Origin of the sequence: Pseudomonas sp. SF2 (genome assembly GCF_036858055.1) — a bacterium.
Classification (GTDB): Bacteria; Pseudomonadota; Gammaproteobacteria; order Pseudomonadales; family Pseudomonadaceae; genus Aquipseudomonas.
The window spans coordinates 54,682-79,277 of record NZ_JAMBDI010000003.1 but is presented as its reverse complement, the minus strand read 5'-3'; the positions used below and the strand labels follow the sequence as shown (position 1 = coordinate 79,277).

Annotated in this window: 23 protein-coding genes; 15 read left to right on the top strand and 8 right to left on the bottom strand. The window is 64.2% G+C overall.

Annotated elements, in window-relative coordinates; genetic code table 11:
• Positions 1 to 150: 150 nt before the first annotated feature.
• The 4 genes from M2S36_RS01295 to M2S36_RS01280 all read left to right on the top strand — a co-directional run bounded on the left by M2S36_RS01295 (position 151) and on the right by M2S36_RS01280 (position 2,284).
• The gene (locus M2S36_RS01295) at positions 151 to 843 is read left to right on the top strand and encodes an AzlC family ABC transporter permease (RefSeq protein ID WP_207837415.1); all 693 of its coding nucleotides are present in this window, start codon (positions 151 to 153) and stop codon (positions 841 to 843) included.
• Positions 840 to 1,154, top strand: a complete 315-nt coding sequence (locus M2S36_RS01290; protein WP_207837417.1) for an AzlD domain-containing protein — start codon at positions 840 to 842, stop codon at positions 1,152 to 1,154. The genes M2S36_RS01295 and M2S36_RS01290 overlap by 4 nt, the downstream gene beginning before the upstream one ends.
• Positions 1,151 to 1,984, top strand: coding sequence for an AraC family transcriptional regulator (locus M2S36_RS01285; RefSeq protein ID WP_207837419.1), 834 nt, complete (start codon positions 1,151 to 1,153; stop codon positions 1,982 to 1,984). The genes M2S36_RS01290 and M2S36_RS01285 overlap by 4 nt, the downstream gene beginning before the upstream one ends.
• Positions 1,985 to 2,056: 72 nt before the next feature.
• Positions 2,057 to 2,284 (top strand): hypothetical protein, encoded by a 228-nt coding sequence (locus M2S36_RS01280; RefSeq protein WP_003250422.1) that lies wholly within the window; start codon positions 2,057 to 2,059, stop codon positions 2,282 to 2,284.
• A gap of 55 nt (positions 2,285 to 2,339) precedes the next feature.
• On the opposite strand, the gene M2S36_RS01275 is transcribed toward M2S36_RS01280, so the two are convergent.
• From M2S36_RS01275 to M2S36_RS01255, 5 genes are all read right to left on the bottom strand, one after another.
• Positions 2,340 to 2,822 (bottom strand): copper chaperone PCu(A)C, encoded by a 483-nt coding sequence (locus M2S36_RS01275; RefSeq protein WP_233687900.1) that lies wholly within the window; start codon positions 2,820 to 2,822, stop codon positions 2,340 to 2,342.
• Positions 2,823 to 3,431 carry an SCO family protein gene (locus tag M2S36_RS01270; RefSeq protein ID WP_063914066.1) on the bottom strand — a complete coding sequence of 203 codons (609 nt, stop codon included), beginning with the start codon at positions 3,429 to 3,431 and terminating at the stop codon, positions 2,823 to 2,825.
• A 221-nt stretch (positions 3,432 to 3,652) separates the two neighbouring features.
• Positions 3,653 to 4,237, bottom strand: a complete 585-nt coding sequence (nfuA, locus tag M2S36_RS01265) for a Fe-S biogenesis protein NfuA (protein ID WP_003250416.1) — start codon at positions 4,235 to 4,237, stop codon at positions 3,653 to 3,655.
• 58 nt (positions 4,238 to 4,295) lie between these two features.
• Complete coding sequence (locus tag M2S36_RS01260) at positions 4,296 to 5,330, bottom strand: acyltransferase family protein (RefSeq protein WP_207837423.1); 1,035 nt, start codon at positions 5,328 to 5,330, stop codon at positions 4,296 to 4,298.
• 235 nt (positions 5,331 to 5,565) lie between these two features.
• Entirely contained in the window at positions 5,566 to 7,866 is a 2,301-nt protein-coding gene (locus tag M2S36_RS01255; protein ID WP_333956568.1) for a fatty acid cis/trans isomerase, read from the bottom strand.
• Positions 7,867 to 8,050: 184 nt separating this feature from the next.
• Between M2S36_RS01255 and metH the strand changes: the two genes are divergently transcribed.
• Together metH and M2S36_RS01245 are read left to right on the top strand one after the other, a co-directional pair.
• Entirely contained in the window at positions 8,051 to 11,758 is a 3,708-nt protein-coding gene (gene metH, locus M2S36_RS01250) for a methionine synthase (protein WP_207837427.1), read from the top strand.
• Positions 11,759 to 11,929: 171 nt separating this feature from the next.
• The gene (locus tag M2S36_RS01245) at positions 11,930 to 12,145 is read left to right on the top strand and encodes a DUF2970 domain-containing protein (protein WP_003256398.1); all 216 of its coding nucleotides are present in this window, start codon (positions 11,930 to 11,932) and stop codon (positions 12,143 to 12,145) included.
• Positions 12,146 to 12,435: 290 nt separating this feature from the next.
• On the opposite strand, the gene M2S36_RS01240 is transcribed toward M2S36_RS01245, so the two are convergent.
• On the bottom strand, positions 12,436 to 13,512 hold the full coding sequence (locus M2S36_RS01240; protein WP_207837429.1) for an ABC transporter substrate-binding protein: 1,077 nt from the start codon (positions 13,510 to 13,512) through the stop codon (positions 12,436 to 12,438).
• Between the two features lie 213 nt (positions 13,513 to 13,725).
• On the opposite strand from M2S36_RS01240, the gene M2S36_RS01235 reads away from it, so the two are divergent.
• The 6 genes from M2S36_RS01235 (at position 13,726) to M2S36_RS01210 (ending at position 19,829) form a co-directional block, all read left to right on the top strand.
• The gene (locus M2S36_RS01235) at positions 13,726 to 15,378 is read left to right on the top strand and encodes a nitrite/sulfite reductase (RefSeq protein ID WP_207837432.1); all 1,653 of its coding nucleotides are present in this window, start codon (positions 13,726 to 13,728) and stop codon (positions 15,376 to 15,378) included.
• Positions 15,362 to 15,856 (top strand): DUF934 domain-containing protein, encoded by a 495-nt coding sequence (locus M2S36_RS01230; protein ID WP_063914061.1) that lies wholly within the window; start codon positions 15,362 to 15,364, stop codon positions 15,854 to 15,856. The genes M2S36_RS01235 and M2S36_RS01230 overlap by 17 nt, the downstream gene beginning before the upstream one ends.
• A 354-nt stretch (positions 15,857 to 16,210) precedes the next feature.
• The gene (dkgB, locus tag M2S36_RS01225) at positions 16,211 to 17,014 is read left to right on the top strand and encodes a 2,5-didehydrogluconate reductase DkgB (protein WP_333956567.1); all 804 of its coding nucleotides are present in this window, start codon (positions 16,211 to 16,213) and stop codon (positions 17,012 to 17,014) included.
• Between the two features lie 4 nt (positions 17,015 to 17,018).
• Positions 17,019 to 18,011: a TIGR03571 family LLM class oxidoreductase gene (locus tag M2S36_RS01220; protein ID WP_207837434.1), complete on the top strand. Its 993-nt coding sequence runs from the start codon at positions 17,019 to 17,021 to the stop codon at positions 18,009 to 18,011.
• Complete coding sequence (locus tag M2S36_RS01215) at positions 18,008 to 19,180, top strand: MFS transporter (protein WP_233687905.1); 1,173 nt, start codon at positions 18,008 to 18,010, stop codon at positions 19,178 to 19,180. Before M2S36_RS01220 ends, M2S36_RS01215 begins: the two co-directional genes overlap by 4 nt.
• Positions 19,181 to 19,364: 184 nt before the next feature.
• Positions 19,365 to 19,829 carry a nuclear transport factor 2 family protein gene (locus tag M2S36_RS01210; RefSeq protein ID WP_063914057.1) on the top strand — a complete coding sequence of 155 codons (465 nt, stop codon included), beginning with the start codon at positions 19,365 to 19,367 and terminating at the stop codon, positions 19,827 to 19,829.
• Here M2S36_RS01210 and M2S36_RS01205 read toward each other — a convergent pair whose 3' ends face one another.
• Complete coding sequence (locus M2S36_RS01205) at positions 19,830 to 21,185, bottom strand: ATP-binding protein (RefSeq protein ID WP_333956566.1); 1,356 nt, start codon at positions 21,183 to 21,185, stop codon at positions 19,830 to 19,832.
• A complete protein-coding gene (locus M2S36_RS01200; protein WP_333956565.1) occupies positions 21,182 to 21,892 on the bottom strand; it encodes a response regulator in 711 nt (236 codons plus the stop codon). Before M2S36_RS01200 ends, M2S36_RS01205 begins: the two co-directional genes overlap by 4 nt.
• Before the next feature lie 168 nt (positions 21,893 to 22,060).
• Here M2S36_RS01200 and M2S36_RS01195 point away from each other — a divergent pair, with 168 nt between their 5' ends.
• From M2S36_RS01195 to M2S36_RS01185, 3 genes are all read left to right on the top strand, one after another.
• Positions 22,061 to 22,843 (top strand): MlaA family lipoprotein, encoded by a 783-nt coding sequence (locus M2S36_RS01195; RefSeq protein WP_207835388.1) that lies wholly within the window; start codon positions 22,061 to 22,063, stop codon positions 22,841 to 22,843.
• Positions 22,844 to 22,856: 13 nt separating this feature from the next.
• Entirely contained in the window at positions 22,857 to 23,066 is a 210-nt protein-coding gene (locus M2S36_RS01190) for a hypothetical protein (RefSeq protein WP_243434273.1), read from the top strand.
• Positions 23,067 to 23,334: 268 nt separating this feature from the next.
• Positions 23,335 to 24,567: an MFS transporter gene (locus tag M2S36_RS01185; RefSeq protein WP_333956564.1), complete on the top strand. Its 1,233-nt coding sequence runs from the start codon at positions 23,335 to 23,337 to the stop codon at positions 24,565 to 24,567.
• Positions 24,568 to 24,596: the final 29 nt, after the last annotated feature.

Here is a 24,596-nt window from a genome sequence, read left to right as displayed (position 1 = left end):
AACAAATGGGGCGCACCTCAGTGACCGCGTGCGCCTTGAAATCTTGAGCAAGACAGTTGCTCCCACAAGGTGGAGACCAGCAAGATCGTTCAAGCCATCCCCTGCCCCGTCTGGCATGCTGGCCTACCACGTACACGCACTGCAGCCACCATGCCCCACATCGCTCGCCAAGCCTTCCTCCACGGCGCCATCGCCATTCTCCCGTTGTCCCTGGCCGTCGCGCCCTGGGGCCTGCTGGCCGGTTCCATGGCCATCGAGGCCAGCCTCAGTGCCTGGGAAGGGCAAGGGCTGTCGGCCATCGTCTTCGCCGGTGCCGCGCAACTGGTGGCCATCGGCATGCTCAAGGGCGGCGCCAACCTGGCGTCGATCCTGTTGACCACGCTGCTGCTGACCTCGCAGCACCTGTTGTACGGTCTGTCGATGCGCCCGGTACTGTCCAGCCAGCCGCTGCGCTGGAGGCTGGGCCTGGGCTTCCTGCTGACCGACGAGTTCTTCGCCCTGACCAGCCAGTACGACCAGCAGCAGTTCAACCGCTGGTACGCCCTGGGGGTGGGCCTGACCTTCTATGTCGCCTGGAACCTGTTCACTCTGGCCGGCATCCTGTTAGGCCAGAACATTCCACACCTGGACCAGTTCGGCCTGGACTTCTCCATCGTCGCCACCTTCGTCGCCCTGATCGCCCCGCTGGTACGCAACCTGGCCACAGTGGTGTGCGTAGCCGTGTCGCTATTCTGCTCGGTGCTGTTCAGCTACTGGCACTGGGAGACCGCCCTGGTGGCCGCAGGCCTGCTGGGCATGAGCGCCGGCTTCATCTGCCAGAAATTTGCCGGAGCCCGCGCATGACCTGGATCCTGATTTTCGCCATGGGTGCCATCGTATTCCTCAACCGCTATGCGTTCCTGGAGCCGCGCCTGCCCATGCGCCTGAGCTCCAACGCCCGGCAGTTCCTCGGTTTTGCCGTGCCGGGCATGCTCACCGCCATCTGTGGCCCTATCATCTTCATGCCCGACCACCAGCTGAACCTGAGCCTGCTCAACCCCTACTTGCTGGGTTCACTGGTGGCCATCGCCCTGGTGCTGTTGACCCGCAGCGTGTTGCTGAGCATGCTGGTGAGCATGTTGATCTTCTTCCTCCTGCGCAGCTGGCTGGCATGAGCACGCCCCTGCGCGAGCAGACACACCTCTGGCAGGCGCCGGCACTTGGCGACGTCGAAATGCTGCACGCGCGCTACTTCCAGCAGCGGTTCGCCCCGCATGTGCATGAAGGCTATGTGTTCACCGTGATCGAGTCGGGCGCCCAGCGCTTCTGGCATCGCGGTAGCGAGCACCTGGCGCCGGTCGGCAGCATGGTGCTGATCAACCCCGACGAGCTGCACACCGGCGCTACCGCCCACGAAGCGGGCTGGCGCTACCGCGGCTTCTACCCGGAGCACGAGCGGGTAACCGGGGTGCTCGACGAACTGGAACTGGGCCGCCACGGCATGCCCCGCTTCAAGGACAGCGTGATCAACGACCCGGCCCTGGCCAGCGCCTTCAGCCAGTTGCACCAGCTGTCCGAAGCAGGCGCCAGCGCCCTGCAGCAACAGACCGCCTGGCGCCAGGCAGTGCTGGCCCTGGTGCAGCGCCACGGGCAATGCGCCGAACCTGCGGCCCCCGGCCACGAACCGCTGGCCGTGGCCCGCGCCCGCGAACTGCTGGAAAGCCAGCTGGCCGACCCGCCCTCGCTCGAAACCCTGGCGGCGGCGGTCAACCTGTCGCCGTTCCATTTTGCCCGGGTATTCCGCCAGGCCACTGGCCTGCCGCCGCATGCCTGGCTGAAGCAGCGGCGCCTGGCCCGTGCGCGGGAAATGCTCAAGCGTGGCTGGGCGGCCTCGGAGGTGGCGTTCGACCTGGGCTTTGCCGACCAGAGCCATTTGAGCCGGCAGTTCAAGCAGGCCTACGGGGTGACGCCAGGGGCCTATCGCAGCGCCTGCCTGCAGGGCTGAACTGCGACAGCCGGCCTCAGGCAGGCCGGCCAGCCACTGCTACACTGACAAGGCTGAATGGAGGATCCTGCCATGTCCGAAAGAGAGCTCACCACCCTCCTGTCGCTGATGAACCAGCGCCAGGCCTGCCTGAGCAGTGCCTGCAAGGAGATAGCCGACTGGATCGACCGGCAGGGCGACGTGCCCGCCGCCGGCAAGATCCGCGCAAGTCTCAAGGCCCTGGAGGCCGACGAGGCCCAGGTCCGCAAGACCTTGACCTCGCTGACCCTCGACAGGCCGCTGCCCAGGTTTCGCAGCTGATTGAAATATGGGCCCGCTCCCACAGGGCGCAAAGCGCCCTGAAGGGTTCAGCCTGTCAGTGCTTCATGTGCATGTGATCATGCCCACCGCCCGCCTCGGCGTTGAGCGCACGCACGTCGGCCTGCACGTCCAGGGTTTCCTTGGCCCCCTTGGCATCCTCGATGGTCAGGGTCAGCGGCACTTTGTCGCCTTCCTTCACCTGGTTGTTCAGGCCCATCAGCATCACATGCAGGCTATTCGGGTCGAGGGTCACCGCCTTGCCGGCTGGCAACTCGACCGCCTTGACCTCACGCATGCCCATCACGTCGCCATTCATGGTCATCTCGTGCACCTGCACGGTCTTGGCCACGGGCGAAGCCACGGCCACCAGTTTGCTGTCGCTGCTGGCGGTCAGGATCATGAAGGCACCGGTGGACTGCTGGTGCGGCACAGTCGCACGGACCCAGGCATCGCTCACGGTGGTCTGGGCCAGGGCCGGCAGCGCCAGGCCCATCAGGACCAGGGCAGCCAGGCCGTGCTTGATCGGTTGTATCGACATTCAGCAGATCTCCATCAGGGTCACCAGGTCTTCGGCGCATTCCTTTGCAGTCAGGGAATGGCCCAGGCTCAGGCGCAGGGTGCCACGCGTATCGTAGACGTAGCTGGTGGACGAGTGAGAGACGGTATAGGTATCACCGGCCGGGACTTTCTCGTAGAACACCTTGAATTCCTTGGCCACCGCAGCGATCTCCTCGGGGGTGCCGGTCAGCGCGGTGAACGACGGGTCGAACGCCTTGACGTAGGCATCGAGCACTTCGGGGGTGTCGCGCTCCGGGTCCAGGGTAATCAGCACCACCTGGAACAGGTCGCGATCGCGGCCGCGCAGCAGCTGGCGGATTTGCGCCGCGCGCGCCAGGGTAGTCGGGCACACCGCCGGGCACTGGGTGAAACCGAAGAAGATCATCGGCATGCTGCCGTAGAAACTCGACAGGGTGCGCACATTGCCTTGGGTATCCTTGAGGCTGAACTTGCGCCCAAGGATTTCGTTGCTCATGTTCTTGCCGTGCTTGAACTCGAGCCCCCGGGCCGGGCTGCAGCCTGCCAGCAGGCCAAGCCCGAGAACGCCCATCCCGGCGACAACTGCGCGCCGGGTATACAGATCATTCATGAAACCATCCTTTACAGGGAAGGTGCCGGCCCTCGGGACGGGCCGGTCGAAAAACCGGGGCATTCTGGCACGACACCCCGAGGGGTTCTACCCGACGAAGGCGAGGATCGGCTGCAGCCCTTTGAATACGGGCTGCGGCCTGTTGTCGCAGGGGTTGAAACAGTAACACTTTGTTGCTAAGGAAGTGGGTTCAACGCGATCCCTGTAGGAGCGCGTCAGCCTCAGTAGTAGGCGTTCTCTTTCTGGCTGTGGTCAGTCACGTCACGCACGCCCTTCAGCTCGGGAATACGCTCGAGCAGGGTGCGCTCGATACCTTCCTTCAAGGTCACGTCAGCCTGGCCGCAACCCTGGCAACCACCACCGAACTGCAGCACGGCAATGCCATCATCGACCACATCCACCAGGCTCACCTGGCCGCCGTGGCTGGCCAGGCCAGGGTTGATCTCGGTCTGCAGGTAATAGTTGATGCGCTCGTTGATCGGGCTGTCTTCATTGACCATCGGCACCTTGGCATTCGGCGCCTTGATGGTCAGCTGGCCACCCATGCGGTCGGTGGCGTAGTCGACCAGTGCGTCTTCCAGGAACGGTACGCTGACCGCGTCCAGGTAAGCGGTGAAGCTCTTCAGACCCACGGCGGTATCGTCAGGCTTCTCTTCGCCCGGCTTGCAGTAGGCAATGCAGGTTTCGGCGTACTGGGTGCCCGGCTGGGTGATGAAAATGCGAATGCCGATGCCAGGCGTATTCTGCTTGGAGAGCAGATCGGCCAGGTAGTCATGGGCGGCGTCGGTAATGGTTATAGCGCTCATGTAGGTTCCTCACAGACTTGCGGCCAAGTGTACGCCAACCCGGCCTTCGAACAAAGTCCTAGTATTTGACTCGGGAAAGCGCATATTCAGGGGGCTGCCCCCGTGGCGCCGCCAGCCAGGCCTGCATGCGCCGGTACAGGCCGCGCTCCAGCCACTGGTAGCTGAACCACGACATTAGTCCAATGGACGGCACGCACAGGGCGAACACCAGGTATGGGTTCAACTGCAGGCGCTGGCTGGCGAACCAGCCGGCATACAACACCAGCACATGGATCAGGTACACCGAGTACGAACAGTCGCCCAGCGCCTTGAGCAGCCGGTTACCGCGCAGCAGCGGCTCCAGGGCGACGAAGGCCAGCACGATCATTGCACTCGGCACGCCCCAGTGCAGCAAACGCCGGGAAGCGTCCAGGTGGTAGATGGCCAGGCCTGCCACCGCCAGCAACGCCAACGGCAGCCAGCGGCCATGGCGAATCAGCCCGCGACGGTGCAGCACGCCCAGGCCGATGCCGAGCAGGAACTCGTAGATGATGTCGTTGCTGTAGAAGCGGCTGAGCACGCCCAGCCGGCCCAGTACCTCGCTGGCCAGCAGCAGTGCGGCGGTGACCAGTAGCTGCTGATGACGCTGGCGCACCAGTAAAGCCAGGCCGAACAGCAGGTAGAAGAACATCTCGAAGTTCAGCGTCCAGCCCACGTTCAGGGTCGGGTACAAGCCGTAGCCACCAGGGTTTTCCGCCGGGATGAACAGCAGCGACAACAGCAGGTGGTGCCAGGTGAATGCCTGGTGCGGCAGCCACTGGCTGAAGGCCAGCAGCAGGGTTGCCATCAGCGCCGTGTAGAACCAGTAGGCCGGGACGATACGCAGTGCCCGGTTGAGCAGGAACTGGCGGGGCTCGATGGCTTTGTCGCAGGTCGACAGGTAGATGACCAGCCCGCTGATGACGAAGAAGATATCGACGCCTGCGGCGCCGCGGTCGGTGAGCAGTTGGCCGATGGGGCCGGTGGCATGGAAGTCGAAGAAGATCTGCATGAAATGGTGGCAGACCACCACCCAGGCGGCGAACGCCCGCAGTGCCTGAAGCGAATACAGCATGGAGTACCCTGCGATTGCCGGTGCATTGAGGCCCAGGCTCGGATGCAGGGGCGAGCGCGACGCGCTCGTTCACGGGTAAACCCGCTCCCACAGGGTTAGCGCTGACCTCGAGAGTGGTGCCATACCTGTGGGAGCGGGTTTACCCGCGAAGGGCTGCAAAGCAGCCCCCTTGCAATCGATCAGGACCACCCAGCAAGTCCGACCGCAGGGTAATCGGAAAGGTCAGCCCGACCGATCAGAGGTTCTCGTAGCGGTTCATGTCCAGCACGCCCGCCTCGACCGGCTCGGTTTCCCTGATGAAGCTGTTCAGGTCATGGAAGTAGCGCCAGAACTCAGGGTGACTGCGACGCACGCCCCAGCGCATGACGATACGCTCGAACTTCGCCGCATCATCCTTCGCATACTCCATGTCCTCGACGAACTCCGGCACATCCTTGGTCGGGATGTTGAAGATGAAGTTGGGGTAGCTGCTGAGCACGCCGGGGTACAGGGTCAGGGTATCGAGCCCCGGCTGGTAGCGGTACGCCTCGCCCAGCAGGAACGCCACGTTGCTGTGCGCGCGGTTGCGCAGCAGGCTGTACACCTGGCGCTGGCCGCCCTGCCCTTCGATGCGCAGCATGGTCGCTTCGGGCAGCTGGTTGATCACCTTCAACCCGGCAGCCGGGCGCGACACCAGGCGGCTGAGCGACTGCTCGGCATTGCGGAACTCTTCGCTCACCTGCGGCCGTGAACAGAACGCGCCCTGGCAGCGGTTGATCGGGTCAGGCGCAGCATTCAGGCTGCCGGTACGCTGCAGAAGCTTCAGGCCGAAGTCGCGCTTGGGGTTGCGCGGGTCGAGCTGGATACCGCTCGGGGTGTCGGTGTCGATGTCTTCATAATCCATCCACATCTTCACCTTGCCGCTGTTCTGGTACCAGTCGCCGAGGATCGCCTTGCGCTGGTCGGCCGGCATCAGGCGCAGGAAGTTGACCTCGGCGCCGTTGCGGATCAGGTCGAAGTAAAGGCGCGTCTGCAACTGGTGCGAGACGTTGCCGAACACATCGAAGTTGACCGCCAGCTGGTAATAGGTGCGCTCGAACAACGGGTAGTCGAACAGCCACACGGTCAGCGGCACGTCACCGATCAGGCCCTTGGTCACCGAGGCGCTGTCGAAGTGGCGGAAGATGCTCAGCAACGCGTTGTCGTTACCGGCCCACAGCGTCGCCCAGCCCGGCGCCGGCATGTCGGCATAGGCTTCGCGACGCAGTTTTTCGTACTCGTTGCGCTTGTCGCGGTAGGCGTGCCAAAGACTCAGCACGCTGCCCACGTCATCGATCTGCCCAGGCATGGCCAGCAGCGGCGTGGCCTCGCCACGGTACTTGGCATCGGTAATGTAGCGGTCGTGGGCCGGCTCCTGGAACAATGCCCAGAAGTTGTCGCGGATCACGTCAGTGGCAATCTGCCCACGGCATACCGGGCCACGGATGAAGGTGCGCACGAAGTACTCGGCGTTATCCAGCATGAACTGGTAGCGCGCCACTGCCGGGATCGCTTCGAAGGTTTCGAACGGGTTGGCCCGGTGGCGCGGGCCATAGCCTGGCAGTGCAGTGGCATGCCAGTCACCGGCATAGAACAGTTGCTTGACCCGCTTGAGCTTCTGCGGCCCCATCGGGTAGGTGATGTGCGTCTTGTGCACGATCACGCCCTGCAACGGGACCAGCCGGTAATAGAAGTCGGTGCCCGGCGGGTCGTTGGGGCGGCGCGTGGCGATCAGGTCGACCGGCTGGCCGCTCGGGGTGCGCGAACGTACCCACTGGAAGAAGTGGCCCTGCTCGCCACCGACGAAGTAGATATGCGCCAGGAACAGGTGCTCGTACAGCCAACGGCCAACCAGTGCCTCGGTGGAACCCGGGCGGTTGAGCAGCTCTTCCCAGTCGGCGATCTGCTTGGCTTCGGCCGCGCTCGGCTTGATCGACTGGTACTCGACCGGCGCACCGGCGGCCAGCCAGCGGCGCATGGTGTCGTATTCCTTGTCGGTCAGCCCGGTCACCGCCAGCGGCATGCCTTCCTTGGGATGGGCGCCGGCATAGGCATCGAACTCATGCGGCAACGGGCACATGTTGTTGCGGTTCAGGCCCAGGACAATTTCCTCGGGCAGCTTGGCGTTGGGCGTGAGCGGGGTCTTGTGCCCCAGCTCGAGCATGCGCGCCATCAGCGCGGCCTGGCTGCCCTGGTTGTCGAGCACCGAGTAGAAACCCTTCTTGCGCCATTCGCCCTCGCTGTGGGCGTCGTAGAACAGCCGCGTGGTAGGCACTGCCTTGCTGCGCTCGCCCTGGTACACCGGGACCTTGCTGGCCCCGCGCACCGCGCCTTCAGGGCTTTCCAGCTTCAGCTGGCAGGCGGCGTCGTTGCAGGCGTGGCAGGCCACGCATTTCTCGGTGAAGATCGGTTGAATGTCCCGGGTGTAGGAAACAGCCGGGCTCGACTGGGGGGCTTGCCCGAACGCCACACTGCTGATGAGCAGGGCGAAAACGCCGGCAAGAATACGATGCACCATGTGCGGAAAGTCCTGGGTATTGAAAGCCATCACGATTTGTTGACTGGTCGTCCTTGGGGTGCCGTGCCTTGCCGACGCCCGCCCAACATGAGCCATTTTCATGCAAATGGGCGATGTGCCTAAAATCTGCGCAGCTTTGTTATGATTCTGCACCTTCTGAAATTTGCCCGACCAGGTAGTTCCTATGTCCGACCGCAGCGCTCGTCTCCAAGCACTCCAGAACGCACTCAAAGAGCGCATCCTGATCCTCGACGGCGGCATGGGTACTATGATCCAAAGCTACCGCCTCGAGGAACACGACTATCGTGGCACGCGTTTCGCCGATTGGCCAAGCGATGTCAAGGGTAACAACGACCTGTTGCTGCTCAGCCGCCCGGACGTGATCGCCGCCATCGAGAAGGCCTACCTGGATGCCGGCGCCGATATTCTCGAAACCAACACCTTCAACGCCACGCAGATTTCCCAGGCCGACTATGGCATGGAATCGCTGGTTTACGAGCTGAACGTCGAGGGCGCGCGCATCGCCCGCCAGGTGGCCGATGCCAAGACCCTGGAAACCCCGGACAAGCCGCGCTTCGTCGCCGGCGTGCTCGGCCCTACCAGCCGCACCTGCTCGATTTCCCCGGACGTCAACGACCCCGGCTACCGCAACGTCACCTTCGATGAGCTGGTAACGAACTACATCGAGGCTACCCGCGGCCTGATCGAAGGCGGCGCCGACCTGCTGCTGATCGAGACCATTTTCGACACCCTCAACGCCAAGGCGGCGATCTTCGCCGTGCAGCAGGTGTTCGAGGAAGACGGCATCGAACTGCCGATCATGATCTCCGGCACCATCACCGACGCCTCGGGCCGTACCCTGTCGGGCCAGACCACCGAAGCGTTCTGGAACTCGGTGCGCCACGCCAAGCCGATTTCCGTGGGCCTGAACTGCGCCCTTGGCGCCAAGGACCTGCGCCCGTACCTGGAAGAGCTGGCGACCAAGGCCGACACCCATGTCTCGGCCCACCCCAACGCCGGCCTGCCGAACGCCTTCGGTGAATACGACGAAACCCCGGCGGAAATGGCCGTGGTGGTCGAGGAATTCGCCGCCAGCGGCTTCCTCAACATCATCGGCGGCTGCTGCGGCACCACCCCGGGCCACATCCAGGCCATCGCCGAGGCCGTGGCCAAGTACAAGCCGCGCGAGATTCCGGAAATCGCCAAGGCCTGCCGCCTGTCGGGCCTGGAGCCGTTCACCATCGACCGCCAGTCGCTGTTCGTCAACGTCGGCGAGCGCACCAACATCACCGGCTCCGCCAAGTTCGCCCGGCTGATCCGTGAAGAGAACTACACCGAAGCCCTGGAAGTCGCCCTGCAGCAGGTCGAGGCCGGCGCCCAGGTAATCGACATCAACATGGACGAAGGGATGCTCGACTCCCAGGCCGCCATGGTCCGTTTCCTCAACCTGATCGCCGGCGAACCGGACATCTCGCGCGTGCCGATCATGATCGACTCGTCCAAGTGGGAAGTGATCGAAGCCGGCCTGAAATGCATCCAGGGCAAGGGCATCGTCAACTCCATTTCCATGAAGGAAGGCGTCGAGCAGTTCAAGCACCATGCCCGCCTGTGCAAGCGCTATGGCGCTGCCGTGGTGGTGATGGCCTTCGACGAGGTCGGCCAGGCCGATACCGCCGCGCGCAAGAAGGAAATCTGCCAGCGCAGCTATGACATCCTGGTCAACGAAGTGGGCTTCCCGCCGGAAGACATCATCTTCGACCCGAACATCTTCGCCGTCGCCACCGGCATCGAAGAGCACAACAACTACGCCGTCGATTTCATCGAGGCCTGTGCCTACATCCGCGACCACCTGCCCCACGCCCTGAGTTCGGGCGGTGTGTCCAACGTGTCGTTCTCGTTCCGGGGCAACAACCCGGTGCGTGAGGCGATCCACTCGGTATTCCTGTATCACGCCATCCAGAACGGCCTGACCATGGGTATCGTCAACGCCGGCCAGCTGGAGATCTATGACGAAATCCCGGCTGCACTGCGTGAAAAGGTCGAGGACGTGGTGCTCAACCGTACCCCGCATGGCACCGACGCGCTGCTGGCCATCGCCGACGACTACAAGGGCGGCGGCGCAACCAAGGAAGTGGAAAACGAAGAGTGGCGCTCGCTGCCGGTGGAAAAACGCCTGGAGCACGCGCTGGTCAAGGGCATCACCGCGTTCATCGTCGAAGACACCGAAGAATGCCGCCAGCAGTGCGCACGCCCGATCGAGGTGATCGAAGGCCCGCTGATGAATGGCATGAACGTGGTCGGCGACCTGTTCGGCGCGGGCAAGATGTTCCTGCCCCAGGTGGTGAAGTCGGCCCGCGTGATGAAACAGGCGGTAGCACACCTGATCCCGTTCATCGAAGCCGAGAAAGGCGACAAGCCGGAAGCCAAGGGCAAGATCCTGATGGCCACGGTAAAAGGCGACGTGCACGACATCGGCAAGAACATCGTCGGCGTGGTGCTGGGCTGCAACGGCTACGACATCGTCGACCTTGGCGTGATGGTGCCGGCCGAGAAGATCCTGCAAACCGCCCGCGACGAGAAGTGCGACATCATCGGCCTGTCCGGCCTGATCACGCCGTCACTGGACGAAATGGTCCACGTTGCCCGCGAAATGCAGCGCCAGGGCTTCCAGTTGCCGCTGATGATCGGCGGCGCCACCACCTCCAAGGCGCACACCGCGGTCAAGATCGAGCCCAAGTACAGCAACGACGCCGTGGTCTACGTCACCGACGCCTCGCGTGCGGTGGGCGTTGCCACCCAGTTGCTGTCCAAGGAGCTGAAAGCCGGCTTCGTCGAAAAGACCCGCCAGGAATACGAAGAAGTACGCGAGCGCACCGCCAACCGCAGTGCCCGCACCGAGCGCCTGAGCTACGCCCAGGCCATCGCCGCCAAGCCGCAGTACGACTGGGCTGGCTACCAGCCAGCGGTACCCTCCTTCACCGGCGTCAAGGTGCTGGAAGACATCGACCTGCGCACCTTGGCCGAGTACATCGACTGGACCCCGTTCTTCATCTCCTGGGACCTGGCTGGCAAGTTCCCGCGCATCCTCACCGACGAAGTGGTCGGCGAGGCTGCAACGGCGCTGTACAAGGATGCCCGCGAGATGCTCGACAAGCTGATCGACGAAAAACTGATCAGTGCCCGAGCGGTGTTCGGCTTCTGGCCGGCCAACCAGGTGGCCGATGACGACATCGAAGTCTATGGCGACAACGGCCAGGCACTGGCCACCCTGCACCACCTGCGCCAGCAGACCATCAAGCCGGACGGCAAGCCCAACTGGTCGCTGGCCGACTTCGTCGCGCCGAAGGCCAGTGGTGTCACCGATTATGTCGGTGGTTTCATCACCACCGCCGGCATCGGTGCCGAGGAAGTGGCCAAGGCCTATCAGGACAAGGGCGATGACTACAGCTCGATCATGGTCAAGGCCCTGGCCGACCGCCTGGCCGAGGCCTGTGCCGAATGGTTGCACGAGCAGGTGCGTAAAGAGCACTGGGGTTATGCCCGCGACGAACACCTGGACAACGAAGCGCTGATCAAGGAGCAGTACCGCGGCATTCGCCCGGCTCCCGGCTACCCGGCCTGCCCGGACCACACCGAGAAGGAAACCCTGTTCCGCCTGCTTGATGGCACTGCCATCGGCGAGACCGGGCCGAGCGGCGTGTTCCTCACCGATCACTTCGCGATGTTCCCGGCGGCGGCGGTCAGCGGCTGGTACTTTGCCCACCCGCAGGCGCAGTACTTTGCCGTGGGCAAGGTCGACAAGGACCAGATCGAGCGTTACAGCGCGCGCAAAGGCCAGGATGTGAGCGTGAGCGAGCGCTGGTTGGCGCCTAACCTCGGGTACGATAGCTAAGACCGCGTTGGCTTCTTCGCGGGCTTGCCCGCTCCCACAGGTACGACACAGGCCTCAGGTCCGGTGACATACCTGTGGGAGCGGGCGAGCCCGCGAAGAGGCCGGCAAAGCCAACCTCGATCTCATTGCCTACACTGTCCCTGATTGCCTCTGATTTCCTCAGGAGCCACCATGGACGATTCCAGCCAGGGCAAACCCCCGACCTTCTGGCAGATGCTGCACAGCATCCTCGCTGCCGCCTTCGGCGTGCAAAGCGGCAAGAACCGCGCCCGCGACTTCACCCACGGCAAGGCCAGCCATTTCATTGCGCTGGGGACGCTGTTCACCCTGGTGTTCATAGCCGTATTGATCGGCCTGGTGCAGTTGGCCCTGCACCTGGCTCGCTAGCCCGCGAAGAGGCCGGCACAGGCAAAGCAAAAACGCCCGCGGGACTCCCTCCCGCAGGCGCTCTGGCTGCATCACGGTCTTGAATACAAGTCTACTGGTGGCTGACCCAATACACGGCAGTGACCACCACCAGAACGATCAGGCAGAGGATCGCCCAGGCATCGACGCTGCTGTCAGCTTTGCGGACCTTGGTTGAGTTTCCCATTGCATTGCCTCTTGTAGTGGTTATGGGAATGCACTTCACCACCAGCAGTTAAGACGAGCAATGCCCTTCCCTCAAGCAGGGTCTTTCAATAATTGATCGGTGACGTCAGAAAGGGGTACTGATAGCCGGGCGGCCGCCCTTCGGCGCTGTACTGCTGGAAATCGACGCCGTAGTCGGCCCGTTCCAGCAGTTTCAGCCAATGCTTCGCCTTGGCCTGGTCGATCGGCTGCAACACCGGCGTGCGATGCTCGCGCAGACCGTCGCGGTTCACCGCCAGCCCCTGGGCGTCATCGTGAAGCATCACCATGGCCCAACCGCCGAGGGTGAAATGCCCGCCCATCAGCACGCTCAGACGCCCGTCGATACGTGCCCGCAGGGCAGCGGGCGAGCTGTTGATGGCGCTGAACAGCACATCGCGCCCCGGCTTGCGCCCCGCCTCCTCGAACGCCTGCATGGCACCAAAGGCCATCTCGTCATTGGCCGACCACACCAGGCGGGTAGCCGGGTAGCGCTCCAGCAGCTGCTGCGCCTGCTCGTAGGCGCGCTGACGGCTCCAGCCGCCATACACCACCTGACGCAAACGCACCTGGGGGAAATCGGCCAGGGCGCGGCGCATGCCTTCCTCGCGCAGCTGCGAGGCCGGTGTGGTCTTGACCCCGGCAAAGGCCACCAGGTCCACCGGCCCACTGTCGCGGGGCAACTGCGCGACCATCTGGTGCAACATCTGGAAGCCCGCCTGCTCGTCGTTGGCCGTCAAGGTGCCCAGCAGCTCGGCATACTTGTCGGGCTGGGCCTCGATGCTACGGGCCTGGCTGGCAGTCAGGCCGTTGTTGACCAGGAACAGCTTGACCCCGCTGCCACGCGACAGGCGGATGATCTCCGGCGCCACGTACTGCTCGTTGACCAGCACCAGGTAATCCGGCCGCTGCGGCCCGCTCAGGATCGCCTTGGCCTGGGTCAGCGCCAGGTCGGCGCGGCGCTCGCTGTATTCCACGCGCAGGGTCATGCCCAGCTCGTCCGCGGCGGCCTGCATGAAGCGGGTATAACTGGTCCAGAACGTCTCGGAGGACAGCCCCGGGTTGAGGAAAACCACCGAAGCCGGCTGCGCGCTTGCCGCCAGCGGCAAGGCAAGACACAAGCTATGGCACAACGCCTTGAGCATGGGCTGAAATCCCTGCGAAGCAAACAGCGGATTATAAACGCCAGGCCACTCCAAGCGCACAAATGGCAGTCAGTCTCACATAGTCCATTTGGTTCTTTTCATATGCAAAAACATCACTTTAGCGCATAAACACAACCTGCTATCGTTCCTCGGCTCCGAAGCGGAGTGCGCGGCCGTGCGCGCGAATAGCTGCATGCCTGAGACAGGACTTTTATGTACGTATACGACGAGTACGATCAGCGGATCATCGAGGACCGCGTCAAGCAGTTCCGTGATCAGACCCGCCGCTATCTGGCCGGTGAGCTGAGCGAAGAAGAATTCCGCCCTCTGCGCCTGCAGAACGGCCTTTACATCCAGCGTTTCGCGCCGATGCTGCGTGTCGCCGTGCCGTACGGCCAGCTGAACGCCACCCAGGTCCGTACGCTGGCCAAGATCGCCCGCGACTACGACAAGGGCTACGCCCATATCTCCACCCGCCAGAACGTGCAATTCAACTGGCCGGCGCTGGAAGACATCCCGGACATCCTCGCCGAACTGGCCACCGTGCAGATGCACGCGATCCAGACCAGCGGCAACTGCCTGCGCAACACCACCACCGACCAGTTCGCCGGCGTGGCCGCAGACGAAATCGTCGACCCGCGCCCGTGGTGCGAAATCGTCCGCCAGTGGACCACCTTCCACCCGGAATTCGCCTACCTGCCGCGCAAGTTCAAGATTGCCATCAACGGCTCGCAGGAAGACCGCGCCGCCATCGAAGTGCACGACATCGGCCTGGAGCCGGTGCGCAATGCCGCTGGTGAACTGGGCTTCCGCGTGCTGGTCGGTGGCGGCCTGGGCCGTACCCCGGTGGTGGGCTCGTTCATCAACGAATTCCTGCCATGGCAAGACCTGATCAGCTACCTCGACGCCATCCTGCGCGTGTACAACCGTTACGGTCGCCGTGACAACAAGTACAAGGCGCGGATCAAGATCCTGGTCAAGGCCCTTACCCCGGAAGTGTTCGCCGAGAAGGTCGAGGCCGAAATGGTCCACCTGCGTGGCGGCAGCACCACCCTGACCGAAGCCGAAGTGCAGCGTGTGTCGCGCCACTTCGTCGACCCGGCCTACCTGGCCCTGGACAACGTCGATTACACCGCCCAGGACGCCGAGTACCCAGGCTTCGCCCGCTGGCGCTCGCGCAACACCCGCGCTCACAAGCGCCCTGGTTACGTGGCCGTGACCCTGTCGCTGAAGCCCACCGGCGTTGCCCCGGGCGACCTGACCGACAAGCAGCTGGACGCCGTGGCCGACCTGGCCGAGCGCTACAGCTTCGGCTTCCTGCGCACTTCGCACGAGCAGAACATCATCCTTGCCGACGTCGAGCAGCGCCAGCTGCACGCCCTGTGGCTGGAACTGCGCGAAAGCGGCTTCGCCACCCCGAACATCGGCCTGCTGACCGACATCATCTGCTGCCCGGGTGGTGACTACTGCTCGCTGGCCAACGCCAAGTCGATCCCGATCGCCGAATCCATCCAGCGCCGCTTCGACGACCTGGACTACCTGTTCGACATCGGCGAAATCGACCTGAACATCTCCGGCTGCATGAACGCCTGCGGCCACCACCACGTGGGCCACATCGGCATCCTCGGCGTGGACAAGAAGGGCGAGGAGTTCTACCAGGTGTCGCTGGGCGGCAATGCCGCGCGTGGCGCGAGCCTGGGCAAGATCCTCGGCCCGTCCTTCGCCCAGGAAGACATGGCCGATGTGATCGAGAAGCTGATCGCCGTGTACGTCGAGCAACGTACCGAGGAAGAGCGTTTCATCGACACCTACCAGCGTATCGGCATCGACCCCTTCAAGGAACGCGTCTATGCAGCGAATCATTAAGAACAACCAGATCGTCGACGAAACCTGGCACCTGCTGCCCAAGGAAACGTCCTTTGACGAGCTGACCAACTGCGACGACTACATCGTCCCGCTGCAGATGTGGCGCGACCATGCCCACGTACTCAAGGCCCGCGACGGCGGCCTGGGCGTGTGGCTGGACAGCGACGAGCAGGCGGAAGAAATCGGCGAGGACGTACATCACTTCCAGGTCATCGCGCTGAACTTCCCGGCGTTCACCGACGGGCGCAACTACTCCAATGCGCGCCTGCTGCGTGACCGCTACAAGTTCAAGGGCGAGCTGCGCGCCATTGGCGACGTGCTGCGCGACCAGCTGTTCTTCATGGCCCGTTGCGGTTTTGACGCGTTCGCCATCCGTGCCGACAAGGACCCGGAAGACGCGCTGCAAAGCCTGAAGGACTTCTCGGTGACCTACCAGGCCGCCACCGACGAGCCGCTGCCGCTGTTCCGCCGCCGCTGATTGTCGCCTTGCAATGCCAGACGGCCCGCCTTCATGGCGGGCTGTTTCGTTTTCCTGTACCGGCCTCTTCGCGGGTGAACCCGCTCCCACAGGGTCTGCGCCGCACTCAGGAACGGTGCAGTACCTGTAGGAGCGGGTTCACCCGCGAAGAGGCCGGGTCAGGCTTACCCTGCATTCCTGCAGCAACAGTCACGACACAAAGGCCTATTCTTGCCTCCCGGTCAAATGACCTTGGCCCCGCCCCACCTTAATCAATCCCCCTCAAAGCCGCACACTGCTCCCCACACGAAAAGCGATCGAACCCGAGCGATCAGGCTCGGTTCGGTTCACCCCTTACGCATCAGGAGCAGATCCATGAGCATTCCACCCTTCGGCCTCGGCACCTTCCGCCTCACCGGCCAGGCCGTCATCGATTCCGTCAAGTCGGCCCTGGAACTGGGCTACCGGGTCATCGACACCGCGCAGATCTACAAGAACGAAGCCGACGTTGGCCAGGCTATCGCCGAAAGCGGCGTCAAGCGCGACGAACTGTTCATCACCACCAAGATCTGGATTGAAAACTACGCCGCGGACAAGCTGATCCCCAGCCTGCGCGAGAGCCTGCAGAAACTGCGCACCGACTACGTCGACCTGCTGCTGATCCACTGGCCAGCCCCAGGCAACGGCGTTGAACTGCCCGAATACATGGCCGCCCTGGCCGAAGCCAAGAAGCTCGGCCTGACTCGCCAGATCGGTGTATCCAACTTCAACATCGAACTGACCCGCCAGGCCATCGAAGTGGTCGGCAAAGGCGAAATCGCCACCAACCAGATCGAACTCAGCCCGTACCTGCAGAACAGCAAGCTGACCGCGTTCCTCAAGGAGCAAGGCGTCACCGTCACCTCGTACATGACCCTGGCTTACGGCAAGGTCCTGAAAGACCCGGTACTGGCCGACATCGCCGCCAAGCACAAGGCCACCGTCGCCCAGGTTGCCCTGGCCTGGGCCCTGCAGCTGGGCTACGCGGTGATCCCGTCGTCGACCAAACGCGAAAACCTGGCCAGCAACCTGCTCGCCCGTGACCTGAAGCTGGACGCCGACGACATGGCGCGCATCGCCAAGCTCGAGCGCAATGGCCGCGAAGTCAGCCCTGACGGCCTGGCGCCAATCTGGGATTGATGCCATGACCACACCCCTCGAACGCCTGACCGCTGGCGGCTTCAGTGTCGGCCTGGAAGCGCCGCTGGACCACGACTGGACGCCCGCCGGTGAACAGGCACGGCGCCGCGACGGCCGCCAGTTCGGCGAGCCGGACCTGGCCCGCCACGCAGAACTGGCACAACTGGCCGACCGCCTGGGCTACCGCGCCCTGTGGATCCGCGATGTGCCGCTGTATGACCCGTCGTTCGGCGACGCCGCCCAGGTGTTCGAGGTGTTTGCCTACCTCGGCTACCTGGCCGGGGTAACCCGCGACATCCTGCTCGGCACGGCTGCCGTGGTGCTGCCGATTCGCGAACCGCTGCTGACCCTGAAGTCGGCCAATAGTGTGCAGCGCCTCAGCGGCAATCGCCTGCTGCTGGGCGTGGCCAGTGGTGACCGGCCGGTGGAATACCCGCTGTTCGGTCGGGATTTCGAGGGGCGCGGCAACGCATTCCGCCAACAGGTCGCGCTGCTGCGTGATGGTGCCAACGGCCACCTGCCCGAAGGACTGGCCGTATTACCCGGCACCGCCTCGCCGCTGCCGCTGCTGGTAGCCGGCCTGGCCCAGCAAAGCCCGGCATGGATCGGCAGCAACCTGGACGGCTGCCTGGCCTACCCCGGCACGCCGGATGACCACCGCCGGCGGGTCGCCGCCTGGCGCGCGGTGGCGGGCGACAAGCCCTACAGCAGCTTCATCCACCTGGACCTGGCGGACAACCCCGACGAACCGCTGCAACGCTGGCGCTTCGGTTTTCGCGGTGGCCGCAAGGCACTGGCGGCCGAGCTCGGCGCCCTGCGCGCGGCGGGCGTCGACCATATCGGCCTGCACCTGCGGCGTAACGTGCGACCGCTGGACGAAACCCTGCACGAAATCGCCGAATACGTACTGCCACAGTTCCATGAGACACCAGTCAAACTGACGGAGGCCACCCCATGCCCATTGACCGAGTTGGCCGCGCCGGAGCACGCGCAATGAACGCCGGGCGCGTCCTGTTTGCCCTGGCCATCGGTGCCTTCGGCATCGGCACCACCGAGTTCACGCCGATGGGCCTGCTGCCGGTGATCGCCCAAGGTGTCGACGTCAGCATCCCCAGCGCCGGCATGCTGATTACCGCCTACGCCATTGGTGTGATGGTCGGCGCGCCGATCATGACCCTGCTGTTCAGCCGTTTCGGCAAGCGCGCCGCACTGATGGCACTGATGGCCATCTTCACCCTCGGCAACCTGCTGTCGTCGCTGTCACCGGACTACTACACCCTGCTCGCCTCGCGATTGGTCACCAGCCTCAACCACGGCGCATTCTTCGGCCTTGGCGCGGTGGTGGCCGCCAGTGTGGTGCCCAAGGAGAAACAGGCCAGTGCCGTGGCCACCATGTTCATGGGCCTGACCATCGCCAATATCGGCGGCGTGCCGGCCGCCACCTGGATCGGCCAGCAGGTCGGCTGGCGCATGGCCTTTGCCGGTACCGCCGTGCTGGGCCTGCTGGCCATGGCCGCGCTGTGGTACGCCCTGCCCAAGGGTGAACGCGGCAGCGTGCCGCATGTACGCAAGGAGCTGGCGGTCATTGCCCGCCCCAGCGTGCTGCTGGCAATGGCCACCACCGTGCTCGGTGCCGGCGCCATGTTCACCTTGTACACCTACGTGGCACCGGTACTGGCCGAACTGACCGGCGCCTCGGACAGCTTCGTCACCCTGGGCCTGGTGCTGATCGGTATCGGCTTCACCCTGGGCAACAGCCTGGGTGGCCGCCTGGCCGACTGGTCGCTGGAGGGTGCGGCGCGGATCGTCCTCGCGGCACTGGCAGTGATCATGCTGCTGATGCCGCTGGTACTGGGCAGCCACATCGGCGCCGCCATCGCCTTGCTGGTGTGGGGCATGTTCACCTTCGCCGTGGTACCGCCGCTGCAGATGCGGGTGATGATCGCCGCCATCGAAGCACCGGGGCTGGCCTCGTCGATCAACGTCGGCGCGTTCAACCTGGGCAACGCCTTGGGCGCGGCGCTGGGTGGTGCGGTGATCAGCCTGGATCTGGGCTTTGCGGCCGTGCCGATGGCCGGTGGCGTGCTGGCGGCTGCCGGGCTGCTGCTGGTGTGGCTGGGTGGCCGTAGCAAGGTCGCCGGGAAAGCCGCAGCCGACGCAGCCTGATAGAGTCCCCCTGTGGGAGCGCAGCCCAAAGGACTGGGCGATCCCCCACAGGGATTGCGCAAGCTTTCTCGACCGATCTGAATTGTTCCATGCACTGCAATTATGAAGTGCCAGGCACACCCATTCTCTGTTCGGCCATCGGCTACTACTCTCCTTCAAGCCAACCGACCTGAGGAGAACCCCGATGTCCCGCCCACCCCTGCCGCCCTTCACCCGTGAAAGCGCCATCGAAAAAGTCCGCCTGGCCGAAGATGGCTGGAACGGCCGCGACCCGGCCAAGGTCGCGCTTGCCTATACCATCGACACCGTCTGGCGTAACCGCGCCGAGTTCCCCCGCGGCCGTGCCGAGGTCGAGGCGTTCCTGGCGCGCAAATGGAACCATGAACTGGAGTACCGCCTGATCAAGGAGCTGTGGGCCTTCACCGGCAACCGCATCGCCGTGCGCTATGTCTACGAGTACCACGACGACAGCGGCCAGTGGTACCGCGCCCATGGCAACGAGAACTGGGAATTTGCCGACGACGGGCTGATGCAGAACCGTCATTCGAGCATCAACGAACACCCAATCAGTGAAGCCGAGCGCAAGTTCCACTGGCCGTTGGGCCGGCGCCCGGATGATCACCCCGGGCTCAGCGAAATGGGGCTCTGATCAGCCCAGCGGCAGCATGATCCTGACTTCCAGACCGCCACCGGGGCGGTTGCCCAGGGTCACGCTGCCTCCCTGCTCCAGCACGATGGCCCGTGCTGCGGGCAGGCCCAGCCCAACACCACCGGTATTGCGGTTGCGTGAACCTTCGATACGGTAGAACGGCGCGAATACCTGCTCATGTAGCTCCGGCGCGATGCCCGGCCCGCGATCCTGCACGGTAATCTCGATCTGCCTGGCGTTTACCGCCAACACCACCATGGGCTCACGGCCATACTTCGCGGCATTGTCGATCAAGTTGACCAGCACTCGCTTGATGCCCACCGGTCGCCCGGTGTACACACAGCGGCGCGGCCCGCTGAGGCCGACCTCGACCCCCGCATCCTTGAAATCGTCCACTACGGTCAGCAGCAATTCGCCCAGGTCGAATACGGTCATCTGTTCCAGCCGTGCATCATCACGGAAGAACCCCAATGCCGCATCGACCATTGCCTGCATCTCGTCGACGTCCTTGAACAACTTGGCCTGTAGCTGGGCATCGTCGATGAACTCGGCGCGCAAGCGCATGCGCGTAAGCGGTGCACGCAAGTCATGGGAAATGGCCGCAAGCATCTGGGTACGGTCATTGAGAAAATGCTTGAGCTGCGCCTGGGTGGCATTGAACGCGAGGATGGCCTGGCGCAGGTCATGCGGGCCGACCACCGGAATGGGCGGAGCATTGAAGTCCTTGCCAAAACGCCGCGCACCTTCGGCAAAGCGCTCCAGCGGCTTGGCCAGGTAGCGCGTGGCCAGCAGCGCGACGGCAAGGCTGGAAACCAGCATCAAGCCCAGGATGATCAGGTTGCGCGGCAGTTCATCCAGGCCCCAGCTGCGGTCGGTGGCACGGTACAGCACCCAGGACTTGTCGGTCAGCTCGATCATCAGCGCATAGCCACGCTCAGGTGCGTATTCCGGCATGTCGGACGGTTCGAAGGCCTCGACCCTGGCATCCGGGCGCTTGAGCAGCGCGCGCAGTATAGGCGTACCCTGGCTGAACTCGGCATCGACCAACACTGGCACGCCCGCTTCGTCATGGCGGCGCAGCCATCGTACAGAGTACGAGCCGTCACCCGCCGCGCTGGCAATGTTGGCACGCTGCTCCATGGGCGCGGCATCGAGAATGCGGGTGACCGCTGCAACCTTCTCGATCACCCCGCTCTCCAGCAGCGGTGGCTGCGCCCAGACGCTCAGCAACAGGCTGAACAGCACCTTGAGCAGCAGCAGGAACAGCATCGCTGTCAGGGTGGTCAGCGCGATCCAGCGGGCAATGGTGATCTTGGGCCGTGGCAGGGCCTGGCGAACCCTGGCGAGGACCTTCATCGCTTCGCGACCGTGGGCGTGAACAGGTAACCAGCGTTGCGCAGGGTACGGATCAAGGGCTCGTTGCCGTGGTCGGTTTCAAGCTTGCGGCGCAGCCGGCTCACCTGGACGTCGATGCTGCGATCATAGGCGTCGTAGGCATCGCCGCGGGCCATGTCCAGCAATTGCTGGCGGCTGAGCACCCGCCGCGGATGCTCGGCGAACACCAGCAGCAGCTCGAACTCACCGTTGGACAAGGGGATCATGACGTTGTCCGGCGAACGCAGTTCGCGCCGCACCACATCCAGTCGCCAGCCGGCAAACTCCAGAATCGCGCAGGCATGGCCCGCCGCGCCACCGGCCGCTTCGCCGGCACGGCGCAGTACTGCCCTCACCCGGGCCAGCAGTTCACGGGCGGCGAACGGTTTGGTCAGGTAGTCGTCCGCCCCCAGCTCCAGGCCAACCACCCGGTCACTCAGCTCGCCCATGGCGGTGAGCATGATCACTGCCACCTTGTGCTCGGCCAGCAAGCGCTGGCACAACACCAGGCCACTGTCGCCAGGCAGCATCACATCCAGAATGACCAGGTCTGGCACCCGCCGCTCAAGGGCCTGCCAGAGCGCCTTGCCATCCCTGGCCACATCAACCTCGTAACCATGCTGGCAGAGAAACTTCTGCAACAGGTCGAGCACCTCGACATCATCGTCGACTATCAGCAAAAGGCTCACAAAAAAGCACCGCAAAACAAGGTTACCAAGCCGTACTTTAAGGCCATCCCTACGCAGACGTCATATATTTCAACCCTGAAACAAAGTGTCGACGCCGAGACAATCCGGACATTCCCGGGCAAAGAAAACTGCGCAGCATCGCCGCCAGTTCTTGCCAGGAATGTATCTATGTCCCGTTCATCATCCGCCTCCCGTTCAGCGCGCTCTGCCGCGCTGGCCTTGTCGCTGCTCGTGGCGGGAAGCTGCAGCCAACGTGCAGCGGCCACGCCTGCCTGCGGCAATGTCGCCTATCAGGTCAGTGATCCGGCCGAGCCCGCCAACCGCGCCGTATTCGCCTTCAACCGCACGGTCGATGACTATCTGCTGGCCCCCGTCGCCCGCGGCTACACCGCGCTGCCCGGTTTTGCCCAACAGGGCCTGCACAACTTTGCCAGCAACTTCGGTGAGCCCAAGGTGTTCGTCAACGACCTGCTGCAGGGCAATGGCGAGCGGGCGATGACCAGCCTCAGCCGCTTCATCTTCAACACCACCCTGGGTGTGGCGGGGCTGGTCGACGTGTCTGGCAAAATGGGCCTCAGCCAGCACCGCTCGGACTTTGGCCAGACCTTCGGAGTGTGGAACATCGCCGATGGCCCCATCGTCGAGCTGCCGCTGCTGGGCACCCACAACCTGCGCGATGCCACCGGCACGGTACTGGGCCTGGCGCTGGACCCGTTTGGCGGCAACAGCAATACCGTCGAAACCCTGGGCAAGGTAGCCACGGCTGGAGGCATCGTCGATGCACGGGCCGAAGCACTGCCACTGACCGACCTGCTGCGCACCTGGCCTGATTACTACCTCGCACTGCGTGACTACACCGCGCAGCGGCGCAGCAACCGGGTGGCAGAAGGCAAGGCCGGCGAGCCGGGAGCGTGGCCAGTGGATTGTGCAGGAGATGCCCGTGAAGAATGATGCCCAAGCCGCCATGCTGCTGTTCAGGCGCCTGGAAGGCGCTGCCCGGCAACCGCTGTTGCTGCATGAACTGGAGGCCCGGGTTTCGGCTGATGGCCGGAGCCTGGTGCTGAGCCGCTATCGCGAACGCTTTACCGCCGAAGGCAAACCCTACCGGCACGAGGTTCATCGCAGCGTACCGATTGCCGCCTTGCTGCGCTGGGTGGCGCGGCACGAACGATGAATCCGGGGCGGCCAGGTATTAGCAGGGACCCTGTAGGAGCGGCTTTAGCCGCGAACACCGGCGCAGCCGGTGCCATGCACCGCGTTGGATTCTTCGCGGGTAAACCCGCTCCCACAGGGTACGCGGACCGCTTGCGAATCCAGGGCGTCAGGCCCGGAATGTCCGAAACGCGACAGTAGCTGCCTGTTCGGCGTGAGACAGGCAACCCGGGTACTGGCTAACCTGCGGCGGCAATGCCTTGCTCCCTTTCCACGGAAGAACCTTGCCCATGACGACCTCCACCGCCTCCATGGCCGCCGCCACACCTGCCGACCAACCCCAGGGCTTTCTGGTCCGCATCGTCGGCGCCGCCGCATTCGCCCACCTGCTCAACGACCTGATCCAGGCCGTGCTGCCGTCGATCTACCCGATGCTCAAGAGCGATTTCGCGCTGAGCTTTGCCCAGATCGGCTGGATCGCCCTGATCTACCAGGTGACCGCCTCCCTGCTGCAACCCTGGATCGGTCTGTACACCGACAAGCACCCGCAACCCTACCTGCTGCCGGCTGGCATGCTGGTGACGCTGGTGGGCATCGCCCTGCTCGCCTTCGCCGGCAGCTATGAAATGCTGCTGGTGGCCGCGGCGGTGGTCGGTGTGGGCTCGGCGACCTTCCACCCCGAAGCCTCGCGAGTGGCCAGGATGGCCTCCGGTGGGCGCTTCGGCACCGCGCAATCGACCTTCCAGGTCGGCGGCAACACCGGCTCGGCCCTCGGCCCGCTGCTGACCGCTGCCATCGTCATTCCGCACGGGCAGCCGGCCATTGCCTGGTTCATGCTGGCCGCCGCGCTGGCGGTATTCGTGCTGTTGAGAGTAACCGGCTGGACCGTGCGCCACGGCCAGACCCGGCTCAAGACCTTCGCCGGCCAGCAGGCAGCCGGCTTGTCGCGCGGCGCCATGTGGCGTGCCGTGGCGGTTATCGCCGTATTGATGTTCGCCAAGTTCGTCTACATCGCCTCGTTCACCAACTACTTCACCTTCTACCTGATCGAGCATTTCGGCCTGAGCGTGCAGCACAGCCAGCTGTTCCTGTTCGTGTTCCTCGCGGCCGTGGCAGTGGGCACCTTCGCCGGTGGCCCGGTGGGTGACCGTATCGGGCGCAAGGCGGTGATCTGGGTCTCGTTCCTCGGCGTGGCGCCCTTCGCCCTCGCCCTGCCCTACGCCAACCTGGCCTGGACCGTGGTACTGGCGGTGGCCATCGGCCTGGTGATGTCCTCGGCCTTCGCCGCCCTGGTGGTGTATGCCCAGGAGGCCGTGCCGGGCCGGGTCGGCATGGTGTCGGGGGTGATGTTCGGGTTGATGTTCGGTATCAGCGGCATCGGCGCCGCCGGGCTCGGTGAACTGGCCGATCGGCATGGCATCGAGTGGGTGTACCAGGTCATCTCGTTCCTGCCGCTGCTGGGGCTGGCCACCGCGCTGCTGCCGGCGACCCGCTCGCAAGCCCGCCCCAGCCGCTGCTGTTAAAATGGGCGTGCCGGGCTGCCTGTACAAGA